This is a genomic window from Microbacterium sp. JAI119, from assembly GCF_013410135.1.
Taxonomy (GTDB): Bacteria; Actinomycetota; Actinomycetes; order Actinomycetales; family Microbacteriaceae; genus Microbacterium; species Microbacterium oxydans.
In genome coordinates this window covers 633,259-658,219 of the sequence record NZ_JACCCK010000002.1, presented here as the reverse complement: position 1 = coordinate 658,219, position 24,961 = coordinate 633,259, and the positions used below count along the sequence as shown (strand labels likewise).

At 64.9% G+C, this 24,961-nt stretch carries 27 protein-coding genes and 1 pseudogene; 13 read left to right on the top strand and 15 right to left on the bottom strand.

Translation table 11 applies throughout. From position 1 onward, the window contains the following. Positions 1 to 74: 74 nt before the first annotated feature. The 9 genes from HDC31_RS14200 to HDC31_RS20615 form a co-directional block, all read right to left on the bottom strand. Positions 75 to 1,787, bottom strand: coding sequence for an FAD-dependent oxidoreductase (locus HDC31_RS14200; RefSeq protein ID WP_113681180.1), 1,713 nt, complete (start codon positions 1,785 to 1,787; stop codon positions 75 to 77). Next, on the bottom strand, positions 1,784 to 1,936 hold the full coding sequence (locus HDC31_RS20290; RefSeq protein ID WP_229778846.1) for a UBP-type zinc finger domain-containing protein: 153 nt from the start codon (positions 1,934 to 1,936) through the stop codon (positions 1,784 to 1,786). The genes HDC31_RS14200 and HDC31_RS20290 overlap by 4 nt, the downstream gene beginning before the upstream one ends. Positions 1,937 to 2,040: 104 nt before the next feature. Continuing rightward, positions 2,041 to 2,493, bottom strand: a complete 453-nt coding sequence (gene trxA / locus HDC31_RS14190) for a thioredoxin (protein WP_113681182.1) — start codon at positions 2,491 to 2,493, stop codon at positions 2,041 to 2,043. Beyond that, complete coding sequence (gene clpB, locus HDC31_RS14185; RefSeq protein WP_113681183.1) at positions 2,490 to 5,117, bottom strand: ATP-dependent chaperone ClpB; 2,628 nt, start codon at positions 5,115 to 5,117, stop codon at positions 2,490 to 2,492. Before clpB ends, trxA begins: the two co-directional genes overlap by 4 nt. Continuing rightward, positions 5,108 to 5,419, bottom strand: a complete 312-nt coding sequence (locus HDC31_RS14180; protein WP_087132767.1) for a chaperone modulator CbpM — start codon at positions 5,417 to 5,419, stop codon at positions 5,108 to 5,110. The genes clpB and HDC31_RS14180 overlap by 10 nt, the downstream gene beginning before the upstream one ends. Next, positions 5,416 to 6,303 (bottom strand): DnaJ C-terminal domain-containing protein, encoded by an 888-nt coding sequence (locus HDC31_RS14175; protein ID WP_087132768.1) that lies wholly within the window; start codon positions 6,301 to 6,303, stop codon positions 5,416 to 5,418. The genes HDC31_RS14180 and HDC31_RS14175 overlap by 4 nt, the downstream gene beginning before the upstream one ends. 3 nt (positions 6,304 to 6,306) lie before the next feature. Continuing rightward, entirely contained in the window at positions 6,307 to 6,846 is a 540-nt protein-coding gene (locus HDC31_RS14170; RefSeq protein WP_087132769.1) for a nucleotide exchange factor GrpE, read from the bottom strand. A gap of 18 nt (positions 6,847 to 6,864) precedes the next feature. Beyond that, entirely contained in the window at positions 6,865 to 8,730 is a 1,866-nt protein-coding gene (dnaK, locus tag HDC31_RS14165) for a molecular chaperone DnaK (protein ID WP_087132770.1), read from the bottom strand. Then, positions 8,715 to 9,146, bottom strand: coding sequence for an Hsp20/alpha crystallin family protein (locus tag HDC31_RS20615; protein ID WP_374939225.1), 432 nt, complete (start codon positions 9,144 to 9,146; stop codon positions 8,715 to 8,717). Before HDC31_RS20615 ends, dnaK begins: the two co-directional genes overlap by 16 nt. A 299-nt stretch (positions 9,147 to 9,445) precedes the next feature. Here HDC31_RS20615 and HDC31_RS14160 point away from each other — a divergent pair, with 299 nt between their 5' ends. From HDC31_RS14160 to HDC31_RS14145, 5 genes and pseudogenes are all read left to right on the top strand, one after another. Next, complete coding sequence (locus tag HDC31_RS14160; protein ID WP_164734079.1) at positions 9,446 to 9,709, top strand: transposase; 264 nt, start codon at positions 9,446 to 9,448, stop codon at positions 9,707 to 9,709. Next, on the top strand, positions 9,691 to 9,831 hold the full coding sequence (locus HDC31_RS20610; protein WP_113681201.1) for an IS3 family transposase: 141 nt from the start codon (positions 9,691 to 9,693) through the stop codon (positions 9,829 to 9,831). The genes HDC31_RS14160 and HDC31_RS20610 overlap by 19 nt, the downstream gene beginning before the upstream one ends. 129 nt (positions 9,832 to 9,960) lie before the next feature. After that, positions 9,961 to 10,503, top strand: a pseudogene (locus HDC31_RS14150) (transposase); the annotation flags it as partial. Further along, positions 10,483 to 10,698: a PadR family transcriptional regulator gene (locus tag HDC31_RS20020; protein WP_308472283.1), complete on the top strand. Its 216-nt coding sequence runs from the start codon at positions 10,483 to 10,485 to the stop codon at positions 10,696 to 10,698. The pseudogene HDC31_RS14150 and the gene HDC31_RS20020, both read left to right, overlap by 21 nt. 377 nt (positions 10,699 to 11,075) lie before the next feature. Continuing rightward, positions 11,076 to 11,552 carry an ATP-binding protein gene (locus tag HDC31_RS14145; protein ID WP_308472282.1) on the top strand — a complete coding sequence of 159 codons (477 nt, stop codon included), beginning with the start codon at positions 11,076 to 11,078 and terminating at the stop codon, positions 11,550 to 11,552. Positions 11,553 to 11,677: 125 nt separating this feature from the next. Here the strand turns inward: HDC31_RS14145 and HDC31_RS14140 are convergent, their stop codons facing one another. The 5 genes from HDC31_RS14140 to HDC31_RS14120 all read right to left on the bottom strand — a co-directional run bounded on the left by HDC31_RS14140 (position 11,678) and on the right by HDC31_RS14120 (position 15,899). Further along, entirely contained in the window at positions 11,678 to 12,271 is a 594-nt protein-coding gene (locus tag HDC31_RS14140; RefSeq protein WP_181800725.1) for an IS30 family transposase, read from the bottom strand. A gap of 966 nt (positions 12,272 to 13,237) precedes the next feature. Further along, a complete protein-coding gene (locus tag HDC31_RS14135) occupies positions 13,238 to 13,513 on the bottom strand; it encodes a hypothetical protein (protein ID WP_137772159.1) in 276 nt (91 codons plus the stop codon). A gap of 357 nt (positions 13,514 to 13,870) precedes the next feature. Next, a complete protein-coding gene (locus HDC31_RS14130) occupies positions 13,871 to 14,839 on the bottom strand; it encodes a permease (RefSeq protein ID WP_257022179.1) in 969 nt (322 codons plus the stop codon). A gap of 98 nt (positions 14,840 to 14,937) precedes the next feature. Then, a complete protein-coding gene (locus tag HDC31_RS14125) occupies positions 14,938 to 15,543 on the bottom strand; it encodes a cadmium resistance transporter (RefSeq protein ID WP_025103726.1) in 606 nt (201 codons plus the stop codon). Continuing rightward, positions 15,540 to 15,899 (bottom strand): helix-turn-helix transcriptional regulator, encoded by a 360-nt coding sequence (locus tag HDC31_RS14120; protein ID WP_061018111.1) that lies wholly within the window; start codon positions 15,897 to 15,899, stop codon positions 15,540 to 15,542. The genes HDC31_RS14125 and HDC31_RS14120 overlap by 4 nt, the downstream gene beginning before the upstream one ends. Positions 15,900 to 16,133: 234 nt before the next feature. Here HDC31_RS14120 and HDC31_RS14115 point away from each other — a divergent pair, with 234 nt between their 5' ends. After that, entirely contained in the window at positions 16,134 to 16,586 is a 453-nt protein-coding gene (locus HDC31_RS14115; protein ID WP_227530113.1) for a signal peptidase II, read from the top strand. A 248-nt stretch (positions 16,587 to 16,834) separates the two neighbouring features. Then, positions 16,835 to 17,395, top strand: coding sequence for a recombinase family protein (locus tag HDC31_RS14110; RefSeq protein WP_113681187.1), 561 nt, complete (start codon positions 16,835 to 16,837; stop codon positions 17,393 to 17,395). Here HDC31_RS14110 and HDC31_RS14105 read toward each other — a convergent pair. After that, on the bottom strand, positions 17,392 to 18,852 hold the full coding sequence (locus tag HDC31_RS14105) for an Abi family protein (protein ID WP_179516244.1): 1,461 nt from the start codon (positions 18,850 to 18,852) through the stop codon (positions 17,392 to 17,394). The two genes, HDC31_RS14110 and HDC31_RS14105, sit on opposite strands and share 4 nt — an antisense overlap. A 209-nt stretch (positions 18,853 to 19,061) precedes the next feature. Between HDC31_RS14105 and HDC31_RS14100 the strand changes: the two genes are divergently transcribed. From HDC31_RS14100 to HDC31_RS14075, 6 genes are all read left to right on the top strand, one after another. Continuing rightward, entirely contained in the window at positions 19,062 to 19,727 is a 666-nt protein-coding gene (locus tag HDC31_RS14100) for a hypothetical protein (protein ID WP_113681189.1), read from the top strand. Between the two features lie 23 nt (positions 19,728 to 19,750). After that, on the top strand, positions 19,751 to 20,782 hold the full coding sequence (locus HDC31_RS14095) for an XRE family transcriptional regulator (RefSeq protein ID WP_113681190.1): 1,032 nt from the start codon (positions 19,751 to 19,753) through the stop codon (positions 20,780 to 20,782). A gap of 582 nt (positions 20,783 to 21,364) precedes the next feature. After that, positions 21,365 to 22,117 carry a hypothetical protein gene (locus HDC31_RS14090; RefSeq protein WP_218867782.1) on the top strand — a complete coding sequence of 251 codons (753 nt, stop codon included), beginning with the start codon at positions 21,365 to 21,367 and terminating at the stop codon, positions 22,115 to 22,117. Between the two features lie 314 nt (positions 22,118 to 22,431). Further along, complete coding sequence (locus tag HDC31_RS14085) at positions 22,432 to 22,581, top strand: hypothetical protein (RefSeq protein WP_179516243.1); 150 nt, start codon at positions 22,432 to 22,434, stop codon at positions 22,579 to 22,581. A gap of 540 nt (positions 22,582 to 23,121) precedes the next feature. Beyond that, positions 23,122 to 24,744 carry a sodium-dependent transporter gene (locus tag HDC31_RS14080; protein WP_113681191.1) on the top strand — a complete coding sequence of 541 codons (1,623 nt, stop codon included), beginning with the start codon at positions 23,122 to 23,124 and terminating at the stop codon, positions 24,742 to 24,744. Continuing rightward, positions 24,741 to 24,875 carry a methionine/alanine import family NSS transporter small subunit gene (locus HDC31_RS14075; RefSeq protein ID WP_082108540.1) on the top strand — a complete coding sequence of 45 codons (135 nt, stop codon included), beginning with the start codon at positions 24,741 to 24,743 and terminating at the stop codon, positions 24,873 to 24,875. The genes HDC31_RS14080 and HDC31_RS14075 overlap by 4 nt, the downstream gene beginning before the upstream one ends. Positions 24,876 to 24,961 lie beyond the last annotated feature (86 nt).

Sequence of the window (24,961 nt, the reverse complement as noted above, 5' to 3'; positions counted from 1 at the left end):
AGGATCCGCGGGTTCTCCCACGGCTGCCGGGTTCGGGGCGGCGTGCGGCGTCAGGTGTCCCTGGATGTCGGAGCTCATGCGCACACCCGACTGTGACGACCCTCGTTCAGGTACTCGTGGATCTGCCGGACCACACTGGCGCCCTCACCCACAGCCGAGGTCATTCGCTTCACAGACCCGTGCCGCACATCGCCGATAGCGAAGACCCCGGGGATGGTGGTCTCCAAAGAGAAGCGGGGGCTTCCTTCCGTCCGCGCGCCGGCCAGCTCCGCCTCCGCGCCGGTGAGGATGTACCCGTCAGGATCGCGTGCCACATCGACCTTCAATCCCGTCGTCGCCGGAGCGGCGCCGATGAAGACGAACACGTGCCCCACGCGGAGCTTCTCCAGCACGTCACCGTGACGGACTGTGACCGCTTCCAAACGGTTGCCGCCGTGTGCTTCCACGACCTCCGAGGACAGCAGCACGTTGATACGGGGGTGATGTTGGATCTGGTCCACCAGGTACCTGGACATTCCCGCTCCCAGGTCCGCGGCGCGCACCACAAGGTGCACACGGGAGGACGTGCGGGCAAGAAACAGCGCCGCCTGGCCGGCGGAGTTGCCGCCGCCGACAACAGCGACAGGTGTGTCTACGCACATCTGCGCTTCCTGCGCTGTTGCCGCGTAGAACACGTTCGAGGTCTGGAACCGGTCCAGCCCCGCGGCGGGAAGCGAGCGGTATCGCACTCCGGTGGCAAGGACCACCACATCTGAGGTGACCTCCCTGCCATCTTGGAAGATCACCCGGAAGCAGTCCTCATCTTCCACGACCTCCTGGACCGTGGTCGGGATGTCCAACGTGGCACCGAACTTGCGCACTTGCAGGAGGCTGCGGTCGGCGAGCTCAGTGCCGGAGATTCCGGCAGGAAACCCCAGATAGTTCTCGATCTTCGCTGACGTTCCCGCCTGCCCGCCGGTGGCGACCGTGTCGCACAGGTAGACCGACAACCCATCGGAGGCTGCGTACACCGCCGCGGCAAGACCAGCCGGCCCAGCGCCGACCACCACCACATCGCAGGTGGCCGGTGGGGCGGGCGGGCGCATCCCCAACTCTTCGGCAAGCCGTGCCGGGGTGGCACCCAGGACGGTGCGTGAGCCGCCGAGGATCACCAGCGGGAAGTCGGCGACGGTGGCGCCGAGCTGACGGACCAGCCGCTCCGCTTTCTCGTCGTCATCCAGGTCCACCAGCCGGTGGGGCAGCCGGTTTCGTGCGATGAAGTCCAGCAGATCCCGGGTCTGCGGGGAGAAGCAGGAGCCGACGATCCGCAGGCCCGCTCCCGCCCCGATGGCCAGGGAGCGGCGGATGAGGTAGGCCCGCAGGATGATCTCACCCAACAGCGGGTCCGAGGTGACGATGGCCTCCAGCTCATCGACGGGCACCTCCACCACCTCGGCGGCGCCGATGGCGGAGACGAACACGAAAGACGGTTGTCCTTCCAGCAGCCCGACATCCCCCACGAACCGGCCGCGGCCGTGCACCTCGACCGCCAACGACTCATCGGAGTGACGCGGATCCGCCGCAAGCTCGGTGTCCGCCGTCAGCAGGTGCCCTTCCAGGACGACATAGAGGGAGGACGGGTGCTCGCCGGGCTGGATGAGAACCTCCCCGTCGGTGAGGGTGCGGCGCTGCCCTCGTACGAGCAGCACCGCGATCTGCTCGTCGCTGAGCCGCGGGAAGGCGCCGATGGTGTCAGGCGTCTCGGCCTGAGCGACCTGGCGGCGGTTGGCGGCGGGCGTGTCACTCATAGGTACGCTTCGTCCACGTAGCACCAGCTCCAGTTCTCCCCCAGCTCCAGCGACCGCACGATGGGGTGCCCCGCCGTGAGCGCATGCGTGCGGGCGTGCCGCATCGGGGAGGAGTCGCAGCACCCGACCTTCCCGCAGGTGCGGCACATCCGCAGGTGCAGCCAGGGCGTGCCGGCCGCCACGCAGTCCCCACATGACCCGGGTGTCCGGGGACGGACCGGGCGGATGAGCGCGACGTGTGGGTCGACATATCTCATCGAGCAGCACCGGCCGAGTCAGCCTTCTTCTGCAGCGCCTCGTCCACCCAGCGCAGCAGCACGTCCGGCGGGGCGGCTCCGGATTGGCGGGAGAGCACGTTCCCCTGGTTGAGGATGAGCAGAGTCGGCACCGCCTGGACGGAGAACTTGCGGGCCGTCTCCGGCGCGGCGTCCACGTCCACTTTCACCAGCTTGAGCTTGCCGGCACGTTCCGTGGCGACCTTCTCGAGGGCAGGGCTGACCATCCGGCACGGTCCGCACCAGGTCGCCCACAAGTCCACGAGCACCACTTGCGGGGCCTTCTCGACCACCTCGGCGAAGTCCGCATCGCCCGCATCGACGATCCACGGCACGGCGCTCTTGCAGACGCCGCAGCGCGGGTACCCCGACGCGGCGGCGGGGACACGGTTCTTCTTCCCGCAGTTGGGGCAGGTCACAATCGCGCTCACGCCGTGTCCTCCTCTTCGACGGGCGCTGCGATGTTGAAGACGAGGTCGCCGTCGTGCACGTCCAGCGTGACCGTCGACCCGTCCATCACCTCCCCGCTCAGCAGCGCACGACCCAGTCGGGTCTCGATCTCATGGCTGATGTAGCGTCGCAGCGGACGCGCACCGTACACGGGGTCGTAGCCGCGGTCGGCGATGAGTTGGCGTGCCGCGGGCGTCAGCTCGATGCGGATCTGACGCTCGGCCAGCCGGGAGCGCAGGTCGGTGAACTGCAGCTCCACAATGTCCCGGATCTGTTCACGACCCAGCGGCGAGAACACCACGATGTCGTCCACCCGGTTGAGGAACTCGGGACGGAAGTGGGCGCGCAACTCACCGAGCACACTGTTTCGCACGTCGTCGGGGATCGCGCCCCCATCGGAGCCCAACAGGTGATGGGCACCGATGTTGGAGGTCATGATGACGATGGTGTTGCGGAAGTCGACGGTGCGTCCCTGGCTGTCGGTGATGCGGCCGTCGTCAAGGACCTGCAGCAGCGTGTTGAACACGTCCGGGTGCGCTTTCTCGATCTCGTCGAAAAGGACCACGCTGTACGGGTGGCGGCGCACCGCCTCGGTCAGCTGCCCTCCCTCGTCATACCCGACATACCCGGGAGGTGCACCGACCAGCCTGCTGACGGTGTGACGTTCCTGGTACTCGCTCATGTCCAGCCGGACCATCGCCGACTCGCTGTCGAACAGTGCTTGCGCGAGCGCTTTGGCCAGTTCGGTCTTTCCCACACCGGTGGGGCCGAGGAAGATGAAGGAGCCGATGGGTCGGCGCGGGTCGCGGATGCCGGAGCGGGCACGGATAATCGCGTCGCTGACGAGCGTGATGGCCTCATCCTGACCGACCACCCGCTCCTTGAGGGTGGCGTCCAGGGTGAGGATCTTGTTGCGTTCACCTTCCTGCAGCCGGGCCACGGGGATCCCCGTCCACGCTGCGACGATCTCGGCGATCTCGTCCTCGGTGACCACCTCCCGCAGCAGCCGCTGCCCGCCTTGTTTGGAGGTGAGACGCTCCTCCTCGGCGCGCAGGCGTCGTTCCGCGTCAGCGATAGCCCCGTACCGCAGTTCAGCGGCACGGTTGAGGTCGTAGGAGCGCTCAGCTTCCTCCGCCTCCCGCCGCAGCCGCTCCAGCTCACCGCGCAGCTCCTGGACCTTGCGGATCGCTTGACGCTCCGCCTCCCACTGGGCGCGCTTGGAGTCCGCCTCCGCCTTCAGGTCGGTCAGTTCCCGGCGCAGCTCCTCCAGCCGTTTCTTGCTGGCAGGGTCCGTTTCCTTCGACAGCGCCGCTTCCTCGATCTCCAGGCGGGTCACCCGCCGGGTCAGCTCGTCGAGCTCAGCGGGCATTGAGTCGATCTCGGTTCGCAGTCGCGCGCAGGCTTCGTCGATGAGGTCGATGGCCTTGTCGGGCAGGAACCGGTCGGAGATGTACCGGTGCGACAGCACGGCGGCAGCGACCAATGCGCTGTCCTGGATGCGGACACCGTGGAAGATCTCCAGTCGTTCGCGCAGGCCGCGGAGGATGGAGATCGCGTCCTCCACGTCAGGCTCCTCGACCATCACCGTCTGGAACCGGCGTTCCAGGGCAGCGTCCTTCTCGATGTGCTTGCGGTACTCATCGAGGGTGGTGGCACCGATGAGGTGCAGCTCCCCGCGGGCGAGCATCGGCTTAAGCATGTTGCCGGCGTCCATTGCCCCTTCGGTGGCTCCCGCCCCCACCAGAGTGTGGAGCTCGTCGATGAACAGCAGGATGCGTCCCTCCCCTGCCTTCACCTCTGCCAGGACTGCCTTCATTCGCTCCTCGAACTCGCCCCGGTACTTCGCGCCGGCGACCAGGGCAGACAGGTCCAGCGAGAACACGGTCTTGTCGCGAAGGCCCTCGGGCACGTCCTCACGCAAGATCCGCTGGGCAAGGCCCTCCACGATGGCGGTCTTTCCGACACCGGGCTCGCCGATGAGGACGGGGTTGTTCTTGGTCTTGCGGGAGAGGATCTGGATGACCCGGCGGATCTCCGCATCACGCCCGATGACCGGGTCAAGCTTGCCCAACCGGGCGTCAGCGACCAGGTCACGGCCGTACTTCTCCAACGCCTCGTACGTCTGCTCGGGGGTGGCGGAGTTGACGTGCTGGTTGCCGCGGATCTTGGTGAGCGCGCTGAGGAAGCTCTCCCGGGTGACACCGTGCCCGCGCAGCACGCGGGACGCGGCACGGTTGGAGGAGTCGTCGGCGAGGGCCAGAACGAGATGCTCCACGGAGATGTAGGAGTCTTTCAGCCGCTTTGCCTCCCGCTCCGCCCGTTCCAGGGTGGAGGTGAGGCTGCGGCTCAGATACACCTGACCGGTCTGCGGGGAGGACCCGGAGACGCTGGGCTTGCGGGCGATCTCCGCTTCGACGTCGGCGCGTACCGCTTCCACGTCAGCACCCGCTGTCTGCAGAAGTCGGGGAACCAGCCCCTCCTCCTGCTGGAGCAGTGCGAGCAGGAGATGCTCCTCGTCCGTTTCGATCTGACCGGCCAGGACCGCGATGCTCTGGGCCGAGGTGAGCGCTTCCTGCGACTTCTGAGTGAGTGAGTTCATGTCCATGGGGTGTCTCCTTCGAGTCGGATGGTCCGGTGCTGCTCGAGCTGCTCGATGCGGGCGAGCAGGTCGAGCACGAGTGCGATGCCGGCGTAGTTCACGGCAAGATCGGAGTGCAGACGCACGATGGTGTGCACGCGGGCGGGGACGGTACCGGCGAACCACAGCCGGCCGCTGGTGTCGACGTGGGCGGTGACCAGCCCCAGCTCGACGAACTTCCGCAGCGTATCCGGGTGGATACCTGCGGCCACGGCGGTCGCCGCCAGGTCGGCCCGGGCGACACGGACGGGCAGGTGATGTGAGGTCATGATCCTCTCCTGGCATCAAACGACGATTCGTCGCGGAGCTGTTCGAACAGCTCCTTCTCCTTCTTGCTGAGAGTGCGCGGAACGACGACCTTCACCCGCGCATACAGGTCTCCCGGCTGTCCTCTGCGGGGCATCCCCTGCCCGCGCAGGCGGAGCCGCCTGCCAGTGGACGAGCCGGGCGGAACGTGCACGGTGACCGGGCCGCCGGGGGTGGGCACGCTGACATCCGCGCCCAGCGCCGCCTCCCACGGTGAGATGGGAAGGTCCGTTTCGATGTCCGCGCCGCTGAGCCGGTACCGCTTACTGTCCTTCACGCGCAGCGTGACCAGCAGGTCCCCGTCCTGTCCATCGGCGCCCGCTCCGCCTGCGCCCGAGATCCGCAGCCGCTGCCCGTCGACAGCGCCCGCTGGGATGTCGATGGTGTACTCCTGCGCGCCGCCGTACGGGGACGCGACCTGCACGGTGCGACGCCCGCCCCGGTAGGCCTCCTCGACGGTGATCTCCAGCTCCGCGGTGTGGTCGGCGCCGCGACCGAAACCACCGAAGCCGCCCCCGAAGAGGTCCTCCCAGTTCGAGCTCTGCGCGCCGCCCCCGCTCCACGTGTATCGGGTGCCCCCGCTGCGGCGCGGCTGCTCGGAGGAGCGAGCCGCGTCCGCGGCGGCGTACTGCCGGAAGTTCTCACCGAACCGGTCGTACTGTGAGCGGGTTTCCGGGTCCGACAGCACATCGTGGGCTTCACTGATCCGTTTGAAGGTCTCCTCCGCCCCCGGGGTCTTGTTGACGTCCGGGTGGAACTTGCGGGCCTTCTCCCGGTAGGCGCGGCGGATCTCCTTCTGATCCGCCGACCGGGAGACCCCGAGCGCGCTGTAGAGATCCTCCGCCATCTCCTACTCCTCATCCGGCCTGCGGGTGACCACGACCGCAGCCGGTCGCAGCATCCGCTCAGGCGTTCCGAACCCGGGGCGAGTGACGGCGAGGATGCTGCGCGGCGGGACGCTGGCATCCTCGACCACCGAGACCGCCTCGTGCAGCTGCGGGTCGAACTCCGCACCGTCGATGACAATCTCGGGGTACCCGAGTGCGCGCAACGCATCAGCGGCCTGCGCCCGGATGGCCTGCATGCCACCCAGAACGCCCTCGTCAAGGTCCACCCCGAAGCTGAGCGCCCGGTCCAGCCCGTCGACGACGGGCAAGAAGGCTTTGGCGGTGTGCCGCCGCTCCTGCTCGCGGACCGTCTGGATCTCGCGCGCCATCCGTTTGCGGAGGTTGTCGTAGTCCGCCGCCGCCCGGCGCCACCGGTCCTCGGCCGTCTCCAACTGGGCGGCGACCGCTGCTTGCGCGGCGCGGATCTCCTCCGGGGACACGTCGGTGAGGTCGTCGTTCAGCAGGTCCACGGCCCGCGTGTCCTCGTTCTGCTCCTCGACCATCGCGATCCTCCCTCCGTGCTACTTGTCGAATTCGGCGTCGACGACGTCGTCTTCGTCGTCCTGAGCGGGCTGCTCAGCGTGGCTGGCGTTCGCGCGGGCCGCAGCAAGGGACTGCGCAACCTGCAGCAGCTCGCCGGTGCGCTCTTTCGCTTCCTGCTCGCCGACGTTGTTCTGCACTGCCTCGCGGGCCTGCGTGATGAGCAGCTCCGCGCGGGCACGCTCGTGCTCCGGTGCAGCGTCGCCGAGCTCACGCAGTACCCGCTCGACCTGGTAGGCGGCGGAGTCCAGCTCGTTGCGGGCGTCCACGGCCTGGCGCAGCGCCTGGTCGTCAGCACGGTGCTGCTCGGCTTCCTTAATCATCCGGTCGATCTCGCCCTGGTCCAGATTCGAGGTGTCGCTGATGGTGATGCCCTGCTCGGTGCCGGTGTCCTTGTCCTTCGCCGTCACGTGCAGGATGCCGTTCGCGTCGATGTCGAAGGTGACCTCCACCTGCGCTTCACCGCGAGGAGCGGGGCGGATGCCGGTGAGCTGGAACCGGCCCAGCACCCGGTTGTCTGCGGCGTTCTCCCGCTCGCCCTGCAGGACGACGATCTCCACCGACGGCTGGTTGTCTTCGGCCGTGGAGAACACCTCGCTGCGTCGGGCGGGGATGGTGGTGTTGCGTTCGATGATCTTCGTCATCACGCCACCGCGGGTCTCCACACCCAGCGACAGCGGGGTGACATCCAGCAGCAGCACGTCGTCGACGTCGCCCTTGAGGACGCCCGCCTGGATGGCGGCGCCCACAGCGACCACCTCATCGGGGTTCACCGTCATGTTCGGCTCCTTGCCGCCGGTGAGCCGCTTGACGAGCGCTTGGACAGCGGGGATGCGGGTGGAACCGCCCACGAGGATGACCTCGTCGATATCGTTCTCGCTGACCTTCGCGTCGGCCATCGCCTGACGCACCGGACCGAGGCACCGCTCAACGAGGTCAGCGGTGAGGTCTTCGAACTTGGACCGCTTCACGGTCATGGTGAGGTGCCTGGGTCCGCTGGCGTCGGCGGTGATGAAGGGCAGGCTGACCTGGGTCTGGGACACCGAGCTGAGCTCGACCTTCGCCTTCTCGGCCGCCTCGAACAGTCGCTGCAGCGCCTGCGGGTCGTTGCGCAGGTCGATGCCGTTCTCGTTCTTGAACTCGTCGGCAAAGTAGTCCACCAGCCGGCGGTCGAAGTCGTCGCCGCCCAGGTGGGTGTCACCCGCGGTGGATCGCACTTCGACGACCCCGTCGCCCACGTCGAGGAGGCTGACATCGAACGTGCCGCCACCGAGGTCGAAAACCAGGATGGTCTCGTGGTTCTTCTTGTCCATTCCGTACGCCAGTGCGGCGGCGGTGGGCTCGTTGATGATGCGCAGCACCTCGAGCCCGGCGATGCGTCCGGCGTCCTTGGTCGCGGTGCGTTGGGCGTCGTTGAAGTAGGCGGGAACGGTGATGACGGCCTCGGTCACCTTCTCACCGAGGAACTTGCTGGCGTCGTCGACGAGCTTGCGCAGCACCTGGGCGCTGATCTCCTCCGGCGCGTACTGCTTGCCGCGGATGTTGAACCGTGCTTCGCCGTTGGGGCCTTCCACGACGTCGAAGCCGACGGCGTTGGCTTCCTCCTTGATCTCGTCGAAGGACCGGCCGATGAACCGCTTGGCGGACGAGATGGTGCCCTTCGGGTTGAGGATGCTCTGCCGGCGGGCAAGCTGCCCCACCAGCCGTTCACCGTCCTCGGTGAAAGCGACCACCGACGGGGTAGTGCGGGCTCCCTCCGCGTTCGGGATGACCTTCTCCTCGCCGGCCTCCCAGACGGCGATAACGGAGTTCGTGGTTCCCAGATCGATTCCTACTGCCTTGGCCATGATGGTTGTTCCTTTCTTGTCACGTGAGACACGTTGCAGGGGTCGTCAAAGAGCGCGCCAGGATCGGCGCAGGCGCAGGGCTGAGTGCCCAGAGTCAGGAAGCAGGCTGCTTCAGGGGGATCTTTCCGGACGGCGGGCTGCTCGATGGGCATCACCACCCGCAGGACGCCCAGATCGCAACTGGCGGTGACGCTGTCGCTGTCGATGCCGGGCGCCAGTCCCAGCAGCCGCATGAATTGCCCGTGGGGGCCGTTCGGCGGTGAACCACTTCGCGCCGGCGGTCCCGGACTGGGCCGCTGACCGCGCGGACGGTGAGCGGCTGGCCGCCCACCCAGCTCGATGGACTCCGAGTCGATGCCTGGCAGGTTCGCCTCAGGAACGTACTCGTCGCCCGCTCGGGACAGATCGACCGACATCGAGCGCGGATCCATCTGCTGAGCGATGCGCAGGTCCGCACATGAGGTCACCATCTCACCACCCCCTCCCATTTACGCTGAGTCGCTATAACTCCACTGCCGATGTTTGTTCGACGGTCGGAGGTGTAGAACCCACCAGGACGATGTGGTCCAAGCAGAGGCGCGAACGAAACTCGTTCTGGCGCCAGCATGGACCCCACGTAGACATTTCGCAAGACATTTGCCTGACGAACGGAGCCTGACCCGCTTTTCCGGACACCGACTTTGAGGCGATGATCGTCTCGGAAGGAGTCCGTGACATGCCTGCTGCCCACCCGCCGGAGTTCCGGCGTCGAGCCCTCGATCTTGTTGCTCAGGGCAATCCCGATGCGCAGACCGCGCGTGACCTCGGGATCAGCGAATCCTGCCTTCGGAACTGGATGAACCGTGACGCTGTCGACTCCGGCCGCAAGGCCGGGGTCACCACCGACGAGCACAAGGAGCTCGTCGAGTTGCGGCGCCGGAACCGGGTGAATGGGCGAGCCGGCCGCCGTCACGGCGCGCGATCGCGGATGCGGAACTGACGACCACGATCCGCCGGATCCACTCTGACTCGCGGGAAACCTACGGTGCTCCGCGGGTGCTCGCCGAGCTCCGGCTCGGACTCGGCGTTCACGTCAGCCGCAAGCGCGTCTCGCGCGGCTGATGCGACTGGGCAGGCTGGCCGGAGTCTCGCACCGCCGGAAGCGGCGCGGCTGGAAGCCCGACACCGCCACGCACGAGGACCTCGTGAAGCGGCAGTTCCGCGCTGACGCGCCCAACCGGCTCTGGTTCTGCGACATCACACAGCACCGCTCGAGAGACGGATAGGTCTACTGCGCCGCCGTCATCGACGCGTTCAGCCGCCGCATCGTCGGCTGGTCGATCAGCGACCGGATCACCGCCGAGATCGTCGTCGACGCGCGGCAACGGACTCCCTCTGGTCACGCTGATCACGCCCGGGCAGGCCGGGGACTCGCCGATGTTCCTGCCGCTGATGGCGCACCTGCGCGTCGGCCGCGACACCGGTAGGCCGCGCACCCGACCCGAGGCGGTCCGCGCCGACAAGGCGTACTCGTCCCGCGCGATCCGCGGCCATCTGCGCTCCCGTGGAATCAAGGCCGCGATCCCCGAGCCCGACGACCAGAAGGGTCATCGCAAGCGTGGCGGGTCACGAGGCGGCCGCCCGGTCGGACTCGACGCCGCCGACTACAGGAACCGGAACGTGATCGAGCGCCGATTCTGCCACACCAAGCAATGGCGAGGGCTCGCCACCCGCTACGACAAGCACGCGGTCATCTACCGCGCAGCCGTCCTCATCCACGCCGCGATCAGCTGGATTACAGAGCGGGGCCTATATCGCACCCTGCAACGGCTAGAGAACTCCGGCTTCCTGATCAGTACGCAGGTCGAGGCCCACCGCACCGGAGCTAGTCGAAAGACCTTCACCGTCACCGACACCGGAAAGCGATTCCTCAGCGAGATCTCTGGACGGCTAATCACGCTGACGGAGACGGGTCCTTCAAGACGCTAGCGGCGTCGGCGTCGGCGTCGGCGTCGGCGTCGGCGTCCTTGCCCGTAGAGCAACAGCAGCCCGCAATCCCCGGGGCTCGAAAGCCACGCTGGGCGTCCAAGGTCGGACGTTCCTGGACGCATTCACGACCAGCTCGCCTGAAATTTCCGATGACAGGTAACGCCGAAAGGAGCGCGACATTTAACGCCCCAACTCACAGGCTCGCCGCGTGGGCGTGCGCGGGGTGTCTCGGTAGGGGATCGGCTTACGGCACGGCGGTATGGTCAAGCGGATTTCCGGGTGATGCCGGCCGTAGGTGATCATGCAGGCCTCGACTCCTACCCGGGCGTCACCGCCTTCGTCCCTCACCTGCGTTGAGCCCGCATAGGGTTGGCTACGTGGACCAGGTCATCCTCATGTGCGGTCCGGCTGGATCGGGGAAGTCGACCTACGCGCGTGGCCTGGAGGCCCGGGGCTATGTCAGGGTCTCGTTCGACGGCGAGGCGTGGGCCCTCGGGCACCGGACGCACCCGATCGGCGACGACGCGCGCCAGGTCGTCAACGGAACGCTCCAGGACAAGCTCGTCGACTGTGTGAAGCAGGGGAAGGGCGTCGTCGTGGACTCCTCGTTCTGGTCCCGTGCCTCGCGCGATGAGTTCAGGCGGCTCTGCGCCCCCCTCGGCGTCGTCCCGGTCGTCTACTACCTGGACACCAGGCGGTCGATCCTCCTGGGCAGGTTGGCCCAGCGCGAGAACTCCGGCCCGGACGACATCGCTGTGTCGCGCGAGCGAGCGATCGCGTACATCGACGGGTTCGAGACGCCCACACCTGAAGAAGGCCCACTCAGGATCGTCCACGTGACAAGCCCGATGTGATCGTGGCTGCGCCCAGACCGGCGCCACGCCCACGCTGGTCGCCCTCCTGACTCGAAGGGGTATCCCCGGTGGGCGGTCTCGCAGAGACACATCACAGTCGCCGATTCTCATTGCCTGCCCCGGCTTCATTCCTCAGCTACAGCTCGCACGCCTGCGTCGGATCTGCTCATCGACCGGCGCAATTCTCGAGCCGCCGCTGCGGTCTCAAGAAACCTCTCCGTCGGCGCCGCCCATTCAAGGACCTGCCGAGGCCGTTCGTTCAGGAGCCTCTCGATGCGTTCGAGCTCGTCGTTACTCGTCGCGTTCATGTTCGTGCGTCGCGGGAGGTACTGGCGCAGGAGGCGGTTAGTGTTCTCGTTGGTGCCGCGCTGCCACGGGCTGCGGGGGTCGCAGAAGTAGACCGGGGCGTCGATGAGTGCGCTGAGGAAGGCGTGGTCGGCCATCTCGCGGCCGCGGTCCCAGGTCAGGGACTTGCACATGCCGGGTGGGACGTTGAACAGGGCGCGGGCGACCGCGATGCTGACGTCCTTGGCCTTGATCCCGTCGGGCAGCGGCACGATCTTCAGGTAGCGGGTGGTGCGCTCGACGAGGGTCGCGACCGCGCTCGGGCGCTTGCCCATGACGAGGTCACCTTCCCAATGACCCGGCTCGAGCCGGTCGGTCACGGTGGCGGGGCGGTGGTGGATGGAGACCATGTCGCGCAGATGCCCTCGCCCCATGCCTGCCACACGACGTCCTGTACTGCCGCTGGCAGCGACGTCACCACACTCATCCCAGCCTCCACGACAACGCATCATCTACCCTCGTGGTGCGTTGGTGGGTTGAGACCGCCATCGTTTCGGTGCGACTGTCCGTCAGCCGATCTAGAATGTACGCAGAAGCAGTATCCCTCCAAGTCTGCATAGCAGCGGAGGGTGCAATACCCCGACTGCGTAGCAGCGGGGATACCCCGCGTAGCGGGGTATCGATGAGATCCCAAGCCGGCGGGACCGGCACCCTGTCTCATCGGCGGAGAGGCTGCAAGCCGGCGGGACCGGCACCCTGTCTCATCGGCGGAGAGGCTGCAAGCCGGCGGGACCGGCACCCTGTCTCCCCGCAGGTGGTCTGCGCTCGCGCCGTCATCTCCCGTCCTCCCCGTGGGTCGGGGCAAGATGTCCGCTGATTCGATCGCAGCTTGCGGATTAGTCCGCCCACCAGAAGCCCTAACTGACCTGTCTTTCCTGACCGGCGCCGGGCGACGGGGCGCTAGCGCCAGTTCGGAGACACGGTGCCCGACTACCTCTCGCAGCTCCTCGACGCCGCCCCGCCCGCATCAGTCGTCGCCCTGGCCACTGCAGTCAGTGCCCGCTACTGCCTCAAAGTGTTCCTAGCGATGGTGGCGACCTTCGGACGGGGCGAGACCCGGAAGAACGCCGAGCGCGTGCTGAAACTCCTGTTGGGACCAAAGCGACCGCGTGGTTCATAGCGACCGATTGACCGTCGGCACCGCGGTTCGCACCGTAGTGCAGCACTGATCCCGCCGAAATCGATCATTTACGGCGCGATCTAGTGCCTGCCTAGGAGTTCCCGTCACAAACGTTCGCCGCAACCGCCAAACGACAAGGGCTTTCGGCTGATCTCGGACTGTCCCGCTCGTCTCTGCCCCGTCCGGGGTATGAGGTGACGTTGGTAGACAGTTTGGACGGTTACCAGGCGTAGACGTTCTCGGAGATCTTGACCGCCCCTTCCGGTGCTTGAACTCCGTCGACCACGACTTGGTACTTGCCTGCCAGACCGTCGACCCCGACCGTGCCGCCACCGCAGCCCACCACCCACTCATCCTTGCCTGCGTCCGCGACAAGACAAACGGTTGAGTTTTCGAGGCCGCGAGCGAGCCAGAGCGAAGTGCCCGCATGCTCCCCGACGTAGCGACTCGTCGATACGTCGACGTCGTCATACGCATAGTCCGTGAGTTCCGGCAACTCATCGCGGCTTTCTCTCTCCCCTTGAAGGTCCGAGAATCCGACCAGGTCAGTACTGCAGCCAGAGAGAAGCGTGATCGACGCGAGAACCAGAGCTGTCGCAGAAGCGTAACGGAGGCGAGGCATGGCCCCCATCTTGGCTCACCACAAACAAGAGCACCACAGGTCGACCGCCAGGCAGCCGATAACGATCGTTTCCGGCGAGCTCGCATCCCACGTCCTTAGACGCCTGCCGCTAGTGCTCGCCGGTACCTGCTTTCGGCAGGCGTTTCTGGCTTGTCCCCCCATCGGGCATTATCCACTCGGAGCCTCGAGGGCTCGAATGGCGATCCATCGACTCGGAACCCGTCATCGCCGCTACGCCAATACGTTGAGTCCCAGCCCGATCGTGAAGGCTGCGAGGAGCACGACAGCCACGATGCCCGCGAGAGTCCGGGTGCTAAACGTGGTGCGCAGGAGAGCGAGCATTTTGACGTCGACGAGGGGGCCGACGAGGAGGAGGGCGACGACTGATCCTGCGGAGAAGAATGACGCGAACGACAGGGCAAAGAACGCATCCACGTTCGAACAGATCGATACGACCATCGCGATCAAGATCATTGCCACGATCGACATGACTGGATTGGATCCGACAGACAGGAGAACCTCACGGGGGATTAGCACCTGAATGGCACCGGCTAGTGCGCAGCCGATCACGAGTGCGGGCATGACTGCGCGGAACTCGACGACGAACTGGGTGAGGCTGCGCCGACCGCGGCCACGGCTGCCTGACTCGTGGGCGGCTCTGTCGCATGTATCACGGAACTGGTCAGTGAGTAGAGTTCCCGGATCGGGGTGACGGCTGTACAGCCAGCCGATGAGGTTGGCGATCGCGTAGCCGCCGAGAAGGCGCGCAATCAGGATGCCGTCATCGAATCCGAAGGCTTGGTGGGTCGTGAGAATGACGATCGGGTTGACGATCGGGGCTGCGATCAAGAATGTGAGCGCATCCGGGACAGTGAAGCCGCGCATCAGCAGTCCCCGAGCAAACGGCACGTTGCCGCATTCGCAGACCGGGACGAACATGCCCAGGAGCGAGAGCACCATCCGACGCAGCCATGCCCGTCGCGGCATCCAACGTTCGAGCACCCCGGCGGGAATCCACACCTGCACGATGATCGACAAGACCACGCCGAGCGTGACGAATGGCATCGACTCAATGAGGACGCTGACAGCGAGTGTGAGGCCGTCCTGCGCGCGGGTCGGGAGGGAAACCGGGAAGAACGTCGGCGCGAAAATTTCGATCAGCAATAGTGCCGCAATCACGCACACGCCGACACCGACCATCGCCCACGCAGCACGCGAGCGAGCAGCAGGAGGTGCCCCGCTGCTCGCCCTGGTGGTCACCTGCTCCGGGTCAGGCAACCGCGTCACTCGTGCTCGACTCATCGCAGCCCGAATGCGCCACCGCTAACCAGGATGAAGATGCCCAGACCGATCAGAACGAGCGGGAACAGCACGTGTTCCCAACGTTCCAGGATCTCCGCGATCGGTCGACGAGTAGCGATGAACTTTGCGACAACGACCAGGACCGCAACGAGGGCCAGGAACACCACGCAGTACGCGACGACCGCGGCGGGACCCACGCTGAGGAACACGGGGACGTAGACGCCGATGTTGTCACCGCCGTTGGCGAAGGTGACCCCGGCCACAGCCCAGACCGCGACCTTTTTTCCTTCGATCTTGCCCTCGTCGTCATCGTCGTCGTCGCGATTGCGCCACGCCTGCCATGCCGCCCAGAGACCCAAACCCAGGGGGATGAGGCCGAAGTAGGGAATGACTTCAGGAGGGAGGAACGCTCCTGCGCCGAGAGCAACGAGTACGGCGGCGCCGAGGATGCCAGCGAACCCCAAATACTGTCCGAGCAGAATCCGGGTCGTTGTACCTCGTTGGCCCGCACCTCGGGCGAAGAACAGCGAGAGCACGATGATGTCGTCGATGTTCGTTACCAGGAACAGACCAACTGCTTGCAGGATGGAGAGGAAGATCATGCGCTGACCTCCATCGTGCAGCAGTCCGCAACTGTGCACGTGGGGTCGATGCACTCGGCCTCGTGATCCACGGCCAGGGTCGTATCCAGTAGAGCGGTCAGCGCCGTGGTCAGCCGAGGATCTGCGACCTCGTATCGAGTGCGCCGCCCCTCGGGCTCTGCCACGACGATGCCGCAGTCACGGAGGCACGTGAGATGGTTGGAGACGTTCGATGGGCTCAGGCCCAGCTCGCGGGCGAGCGCCGCCGGATAGATCGGGCCGTCAAGCAGCGACATAAGAATGCGTGATCGCGTCGAGTCGGCCATAGCGCGGCCGAGGCGATTCATCACGTCCAAGCGAGTAGTAATAGTCAGCACTCAATGAATATACACGCTTGGATGTATTATCGAGTGCGGCGCCAGATCCTCCGAATGGGCGCGATCCGAAGCGTCTGGACTACAAACGCTCAACGTCAGGAATCCCCTCGTGCACACCTCATCACTCCTACCGGAGCACCGTGCTGGCGCCCGCCATACCTACCGCATGAGTGGCGCCTGGTGAGGCGGGATCGAGGTCGGAGGCTGGTTGTTGCGCTCCTGGTCGCATTCAGCATGACGGTGATCGACCAGGGTTCGAAGGCTCTAGCCCTGACCCGGCTCAGCGAGCACGAGCGCATTCCCCTAGTTGGTGACCTGTTGGGCCTCCAGCTGGCATTCAATCCCGGCACAGTCATGTCGCTCGGGTCGGGGAGCACGTGGGTGTTTACTGTGATCGGAACCACAGCGACGATCGCACTCCTCTACGCTGCGTGGCGATCCAAGTCGATCGTGTGGGCGGTCGCTATCGGATTCGTCTGGGGCGGAGCAGTGGGCAACCTCATCGATCGCCTCCTTGCCCCGCCGGGATTCGGCGTCGGTCACGTGACCGATTTCCTCGCCTACGGCAACCTCTTCATTGGCAACATCGCGGATATCTCCATCGGCATCGGCGTCGGCCTGGGCCTCATTCAGATCATCCTGAATCCCCGCCCTGAGCTTCCCCGTGGACAGTCTCCTGGTGCCTGACCTCCGCAAACTCATCTCGTCTTTACCGTAGTCATCTGTTTGCCATGTCCGCGTGAATCTCCTCCCCGTGCTGGGACGCTCGCGCTGCATGGGTCACGCGAATATGGCTTCAGCGCCCGCCGAAATCGATCGTTTTCGGTGGGACGACCGGCACCGCCGCTCAGGTGCGCGACACGCCGTGAAACGATCCGCCGAAACCCCCTGCCGAAACCTAACCGCGCCGGAACATCGGCAGTACCGTTTTCGGCATGGCACACGAAGTCGGATACGCCCGCGTCTCGAAACGAGACCAGAACCCCGAGGCGCAGGAAGCCGAGCTGCGCGCCGCCGGCTGCGAACGCGTCTTCGTCGACCACGGCGAGTCCAGCCGAGTCACCGACCGACCGCAGTGGCTCGCCTGTCTCGACTACCTCCGACCGGGGGACACCCTCAAAGTCCGGCGCCTCGACCGTCTCGCCGGCAGTGAGCGCATCCTGATTGAAACGCTGCAGGATCTCGACACTCGCCAGGTAAACATCGTCAGTCTTAGCGAGCCCCTGATCGACACCACCACCCCGATGGGGCGGGCGCTCTACGGCATCGTTGCGGTGTTCGCGCAGCTCCGCGTCGATACCATCCGAGACAACACGCAGCGTGGCCTCAATTTCGCGCGCAGCCAGGGCCGCGTTGGCGGCCGTCCGAGCGTGATGACGCCCGAGCGGATCGCGACCGCGGAGCGCATGCGCGCCGAACACGCGAGCTGGGAGAGCATCGGCCGTGTACTCGGAGTGGGTGCGTCCAGCGTGCGCCGAGCGCTGCGATCCAGCTAAAGGTAGGTGGATTGCGCTCCCTCAAGGGTCAGAGTGCCCTTCCGAAGTTGCTCGACTGGTGTGTCCGCGCTGGCTGACGGTGAGGTAGTCCACCATTCCAAGATCTGCCATCGGGCATCCTCCGCCTCAGCCCCGTCAGTCGTCAGATGAGCATAGAAATCAGCATTGATATCGCCGACAACGGAGTGAATGTTCCCAGAGTCGTGATCGAGCTGGAACGACGGAAAGAGCTTCGCTTCGCCCATTGTCACCCACACCAGGGCATGGCGACTTCGAAGATAGTTCAGCCAACTGCGGCGTTCCTTGGGCTCGCGACTGTGGAGGAGTTCTCGCATCGTCGAGGTGCTGGCCAGGTTGAGATCGGCCAACAGGCTGACGCGCTGGGCTACTTTCGGATCTCTCTGATAGTTCTCTCGCCACATGTCAGCGGTTTCCCACCCGGGTGGAAACCCGAGTGCGTCAAGATCAAGCCCCAGCTTGTCGGTACGCGACTGGATGAAAGGTTGGATGCGCGTCCTCCAGTCGGCCGCGGGCGCAACTCTCGCCAGCAGAAACGTGAGTACGGAGATCGTGCCGTACAGACGGCGTTGTGACTTGCTGGCGAGATGGGCTAGGTCGGGGATGTGAGCTGCGGAAGCTAGCTCCACGTCGAAACTGCGGTTCCACATACGCGAGTGGTGCGCGCAGAGGTTCCGAATGTAACGAATGTGGTTGAGCCAGTTCGACAGCAGTGTTGCATCACCTTTGCCGTCCTTGCCGATGAGGTCCAGGCTGGCAGCGATCCGCTCGCGATCATCTTGTGCGGCGCCGCCGTACAGTTGCGCGAGCGTGCCGAAGGACATGACCTCGGTCGCCACCCACACCGGCAGGTGCGGGCCGTACTTGGAACGAAAATGAGTGGCGAACGCCTCCTGGGAACGGCGTTCCTGGTCATCGAAGCGCTCCAGCCATTCCTGATGACGCGTCTTTGAGGGGACCTGCTCGACTGGGTCGGTCTTGGCGTCCCCCTGCGCGCCCACGCCCGAATGGGTTGTTTCTCCTGACTCCGCCTGCGCCGGCGCCAAGACGAATCCGGGGTCCAAGGCAGTGGGCTGGCGGTGCGCAAAAACGTCTCGCCGTCCTAGCGTATGCCCAACCTGAAACCGAAGGGCTACCTCAACTGCTTCCAGGGCATCAAACAGGGAGGCACGGAGTTCGCGATCGAAGTCGTACACCGAGCAGACATGGGCGAGCGTCGTTCCGGGCCGGACGGAAGATTTCACGATGGTGTTACCGACACCGTCGATTTCTCGCTCTCGATACGGATACCAGTATCCCGACAGTCGGTAGTAGCCGATGCGGCTTAGCAGCGTTTCCGCTGTCTCCTGGTCCCCAACATCCATGCCCCGCGACGCGAGCAAGGCAACCTGTTCGCGCACCGTCTTGAACGGCTTAGCGTAGCTGCTGTCATGCGTCATAAAAGAAAACTAGCCGCCTCTCGGTGAAGAGATAGCGGCTAGCCGTGTTGGGACAAAGCTAACACACCCCACCGACCTTCGGCTGAAAACAGGTACGGAGGAGCTTCTGGAGGCCGCACATCAACCCCAGTGACGAGAAAAGGTGTGTTATGCGTATTTTTGGACCACACATGCGGTAGAGTTTCACGCATCGAGCGAGGAGGCGTCCCATGACGATCTTGAATCTGTTTCCCCAAGAAGGAGCCGGCGATGAAGATCGCCTCGCTGAGCTCGACCTGTACTCCAGCGACTTTCAAACCGCCTTCCGTCCCGGATTGGCCCGAGCTATCAACCGCTCTGAGCTCGCGCCGCCCAACGCCGCGGGGACAGATCTCTACAATGACACTTTCGAGCTTCTCGCGCAGATCCTCGTCGCACGCGGCTGGCGAAAGGCCGTCGTGATGGGGCAGCCGCGCCTCCTCAACCCGGACGGAAAGTGTCAACTCGCTCTCTCCTCGGCCGAGCATGTTTCTGACCCGGATCCTCGAGTCAGCCCAAAAACTCGCCGCAAAGGCCCGGCAACGCAGCACTCCCTCGACAACGACCGCCCGAAGTCTCAGCTACCCCTCCCATTGCCCGAGTGGGTCGAGAACGACGATGAGCTTCCCCAGAAACTCAAGGAGGCTCCGCTCTGGTTCGTGCTTTACGGACGTAAACCCAGAAGTAGTTTTCTCCAGCTCGGTCTTGGCCGCCCGGCGAGGATGGATGTCTCCGACCGTGTTGTCGAGTGGAGTGACCTCATCAACATGACCGGGCTTGAGGGTGTGGGTGACCTCAGCGCCTTCGACCTGGATGACGACGGTGATATCGACGTTCCAGTCGAGCCCCGCGACTGACATCACAATCACGACGTCCCCGAATGTTCAGTCCAGTCCGCCTAAAGCTCGCCCGCCAACGTCGCGGCCTCACGCTCACCAAGCTTGCCGAAGAGAGCACAGTCTCGCTGCGGTCTCTCACCAACTACGAGAACAACAGCACTGAGCAGCCTTCCGATGAGTCTCTCCGTAAGATCGCACGGACGCTCGACGTCTCACTCGAGTACTTCCATCGACATGAGGTCGAACCCGTCCCTGTCGAGGCAGTGAGTTTCCGCAAGCTCTCGAAGACCTCCGCGACCAAGAGGGACGCCGTTCTATCGTCGGCGACCCTCGCTCTCGAGCTGTTCGATGTCATCGATCGTCACTTCCAGCTGCCAAACCCGGAGATACCGACATACGACAAGTTCTCGCCAGAACAGGCTGCCGAGATGGTCCGTCAGCTGTGGGGTCTCGGAGACAAGTCCATCGCTCACATGATTCACCTGCTGGAAGCCAAGGGCGTTCGGGTCGTGTCGCTGGCTCACGACTACACCGACATCGACGCCTTCTGCTTCTTCCGCGACTCTGTGCCTTACATGTTTGTGAACACCACTAAGTCCGGGGAGCGGCAGCGGTTCGATGTAGCTCACGAGTTGGGCCACCTCGTGCTTCACGATGAACGAGACATGACGCCAAAGGACTCGCGAGAGCGTGAAGCCGAAGCCAACGCCTTTGCGGCAGCCTTCCTGATGCCCGCCACCGGACTCCATGCCCAGGCGATGTGGAGTGCGAGCATGCCAAAGATACTCGCGGCCAAGAAGCACTGGAAGGTCTCCGCCATGGCGATGACCCACAGGCTCCACGAACTCAAGATGCTTAACGACTGGCAGTACCGCTCGACGGTCGTGACGCTGTCGAAGGCCGGCTACCGAAGCAGCGAGCCGGACGGCATCGTCCCCGAATCGTCGCAGCTTCTCCGCAAAGTCCTCTTCGGGCCAAAGGGCGTGTCGCTGAGCCGCGCGGCGGAGGAGCTAGCGGTTCCGTCTCGTGACCTCACAGGGCTCCTACAGGGTCTTGTGCCAGTCGCGGCATAGCAGCAGAAGCGATCGGACTGGATCAAGTTCGCCACGACTCGACACCACGGCCGAAGGTACTGGACCACAAAAAAGACCAGCCGCTGAGGTGTGGACTCTCAACGGCTGGCCTTCCGTTTCTGCGGGGGTGAGCCCGTAAGTGCGCATCAGATGTGCACGGGCTGTATCACCCTGGCCGTCTTGGGTGTTGAACTTGGCGGTGGAGACCAAGCAGAAGGCCGAGAAACTAGGGAACATGCTCCCCGCCTGACCTTATACACAAGGAGACCACCGGGCGCAACCCTCAGTCATCGGGACCTCTGTTTATACCCGTACCGAACATGTATAATAGCCCTAACGGGACCCCTATAGAGGTACCCCTCGTCACGGCGCATCAGTACTCACGCCAGTTTAGCCCTGAACTGCGGTTAGGGCAAAGATCAAGGGACGGACGCGATGGTGAACGCACTAGCTAAGGACGTAAGGCGAGACACTTGCCCTCTTCGCCGTTCTTTCGTAGAGCGCCCGGAGGGCAGTGACGCGCTGACACCTCTGGCCGCTCTCCTGAGAACCTCTGGGGAGGTCGGCGGAAAAGGCGGCGGCTTGCGAATCGCTCTGCTGATGTCGTTGATCTGGGTCACCGCGCGCCCCCCCTACGTGACGAATCGAGTGGCGCCCTATTGGGCGGAGCTACTTGGCAGAGAGGATCCAGGAGGGGTCGGTGCGCGAGCAATCCGCGATGCACTGCACGAACTCGCGGATCGTGGTCTCGTTCAGTTGCGCAGCACGGGTACCCGGCTGGAGATCATCCTCTGCAACGAATCTCAGCCCGAGACGGCCGCAGGAGATCCGAACCTCTACGTTCCCCCATACGGGCTTGAACAGTACATCCCTGTTCCTCGCTCGTTCTGGACGAGAGGACTTGCAGGGGAATTGTCCGGCGCAGGGATCGCGATGTATCTATGCTCGCTCGCGCTGACACGTAGCGACGATCCGGAGTTCTTCATCGCTGGCGCCCACTTCGAGGAACGCTACGGGATCTCGCGATCTAGCCGGAAGCGAGGCCTCGCGGAACTCACAGAGCGAGGAGTCCTAACGGTTCGCGTCGAAGAGACGATCGACTTCAAGACTTTTCGAAAGGTTCGACGCAACATCTACCGTCTTGCGAAAAGGTACCGGCAGCCGGAGGCGTGGACGCCGCCAGCCATAGAGGCGGGAGCTGAAAAGACGAAGAACGCCCTCGACCCGGCAGCCCGGCTCAGCGCGATCACATCTCCCTCGTCAGGGCGTGAGCGCGAGGAGACAGCTCGTTTGCTCGCTTCGTCGATGAGCTCGAAGCGACGCTCGCAGAAATAGGAGAGCGGTTCGCGTCGGCGCGGCGCGCAACAAGCAGAGTACTGTCACCCCCTAGCGTCAGAGTAAGCAGCTCTGCGTGAGGCCCTCCGTTGGCGTGTCGTTGCCTTTTGATCCCATTGGACCTCCTAGAGTGATGGTGCGCGATAGAAGTGCGCCTCGAACCCGGCCTAGAAGCCGGGTTTTGTCGTTAAGAGCCATCCGTGAGCCGTGAGCCTGACCCTTGGGGTACACGCACACGGAACGCGTTCGCGGCTCATGCCGCGTGCCGCCGGCCACAGTTCCGTGGACGGACCACCCAGAGGGGAGGTCGCAACGTGGATCTTTCGAGCCTGTTCTCGGATCCGCTGTTGCTGCCTGCTCTGCTGATCGCAGCCGGCCAGGTCACCTGCCGGCTGCTGCCCCTTCTGTCGAAGCGAGCTAACAAGCTCGCCGTTCGGCTGATCCGGGCCAAGCGGAGCAAGTAGCAAAAAGCGCCCAACGCCAATGGTTAAGGAGGAGTCTGCCCAAAATCAGACTGACATAATTACGACTATCAGTGGCGCCACCCGTCGGTCACAGCGGAGCGGTGCAGACCATTTGTTTAACAGGATAGGCCCGGGCCCGAATTTGTGACGAGCACGGTGATCCGGGCGGCGCCAGGTGTCCCCCAGGTGTCCCCGGGTATCGCGAGGATACTGTTTCAGGCGATCTCTCGCGTGCCGGAAGTGCGTCAGGTGCATCCTGATAATCCCTGTTCATCCGCCAAAAGCAGAAGTTTCCTCGGCTGATCAGGTTCAGGGTCTCGGTGCCGCACTTCCGTCAGAATCACCCTGCTAAGGTGGAGTCCCCTCACGGGGACCAGGGGTTCAAATCCCCTCGTCTCCGCAGAAGAACCCCCGCTCCGGCGGGGGTTTTCTCGTTCCCGACCCGTGCGCCCCGCTCACTGCGCTCCGGTTCACTGCCCTCCGTCCAGAAAACTGCTGCCGACTGTGAACGGAGCGTCGCCCTCGGGTAGCCTCGTCCGCATGTCCTCCGCCACGACGCAGACCCACAAACGCGAAGCCTTCGGCTCGCGGAACGTGTTCATCCTCTCCGCGATCGGCTCAGCGGTCGGCCTCGGGAACATCTGGCGGTTCCCCTACGTCGCCTACGAGGGCGGCGGCGGGGCGTTCCTCATCCCGTACCTGTGCGCGCTGCTGACCGCCGGCATCCCGCTGCTGTTCTTCGACTACGCGATCGGTCATCGATACCGCGGATCGGCGCCTCTCGCCTTCCGTCGTCTGCACCGTGCTGCCGAGCCCCTCGGATGGTGGCAGGTGCTCATCTGCGTCGTGATCGCCGTCTACTACGCCGTGATCATCGCGTGGGCGGCCATGTACACCTGGTTCTCGGCCCAGCTCACCTGGGGTGCGGGCAACGAGAACGACTTCTTCTTCGCCGACTTCCTGCGCTCGGCGGACGTCGCCGAAGTCGGCGTCTCGACCGACTTCGTCCCCCAGGTCGGCATCCCTCTCGTGGTCGTGTGGCTCATCGTCATCGTGATCATGGCGCTGGGTGTGAAGCGCGGCATCGGCAGGGCGAACATGATCCTGATGCCGTTGCTCACGGTCATGTTCGCGATCCTCGTGGTGCAGTCGCTGTTCCTCCCCGGTGCGATGGACGGCCTCAACGCCTTCTTCACCCCGAACTGGGAGGCACTCGCCGACCCGGGCGTCTGGGCCTCCGCGTACGGCCACATCTTCTTCTCGCTGTCGGTCGCGTTCGGCATCATGGTGACCTACTCCTCGTATCTCAAGCGCAAGACCGACCTGACCGGTTCGGGACTCGTCGTGGCCTTCGCGAACTCGGGCTTCGAGATCCTCGCCGGCATCGGTGTCTTCGCGGCCCTCGGCTTCATGGCGCAGGCGCAGGGGACCGAGGTGGCGGGAGTCGCCTCTTCCGGCATCGGATTGGCGTTCATCGCGTTCCCGACGATCGTGTCGCAGGCGACGGGCGGATCGATCATCGGCGTCCTCTTCTTCGGGGCTCTGGTGTTCGCCGGAGTCACCTCGCTCATCTCCATCCTCGAGGTGATCGTCGCCGCGCTGCAGGACAAGCTGGGCTGGGCGCGTGTGCGCACGACCCTGACCGTGGCGATCCCGCTCGCTATCGTCTCGATGGCGCTGTTCTCGACGACGACGGCGCTCTCCGTCCTCGATACGGTCGATGCCTTCGTGAACTCCTTCGGCATCATGGCGGTCGCCCTGGTGGCCGTGATCATCGTGGCCTGGTTGCTGCACAAGCTGCCGGTGCTGGTCGAGCACCTCAATCGTCGATCGAGCTTCCGGGTGGGCGCGATCTGGAAGCTGCTCGTCGGCGTGCTGGCACCCGTCGTACTCGGGTACCTCTTCATCAGCGAGCTCATCGCGAAGACGTCCGAGCCGTACAGCGGCTATCCGGCCTGGTTCCTCGCCGTCTTCGGATGGGGCATGGTGATCGCCCTCGTGGTGCTGGCCCTGGTCCTGTCGGCGTTGCCGTGGAGCGGCCGTTCCCACGCGAAGGACGATCCCGAGTACGACGAGTTCCTCGTCGAAGAGGAGTACGAGCCGGATGCGGAGACGTCCGCGATCCCGGCCGTTAGCACCACGACGAAGGGAGCGAGCGCATGACTCCGATCGCTGTCGTCATGATGATCATCGCCATGGTCACGGTCTGGGGTGGGCTGGTCGCCGGGATCGTGAACCTGGCCCGTCATCCCGAGGAGTCGGAGACGGAGCCGGCACCTCCCGTCGAGCTCTGACCGGGCGTCGACGGAGAACCGATCGCATCCGACCGGAGAAGTCGGGTCGGCGTATGAGATGCGCAGCGACGATGGTGGGGAAAGGA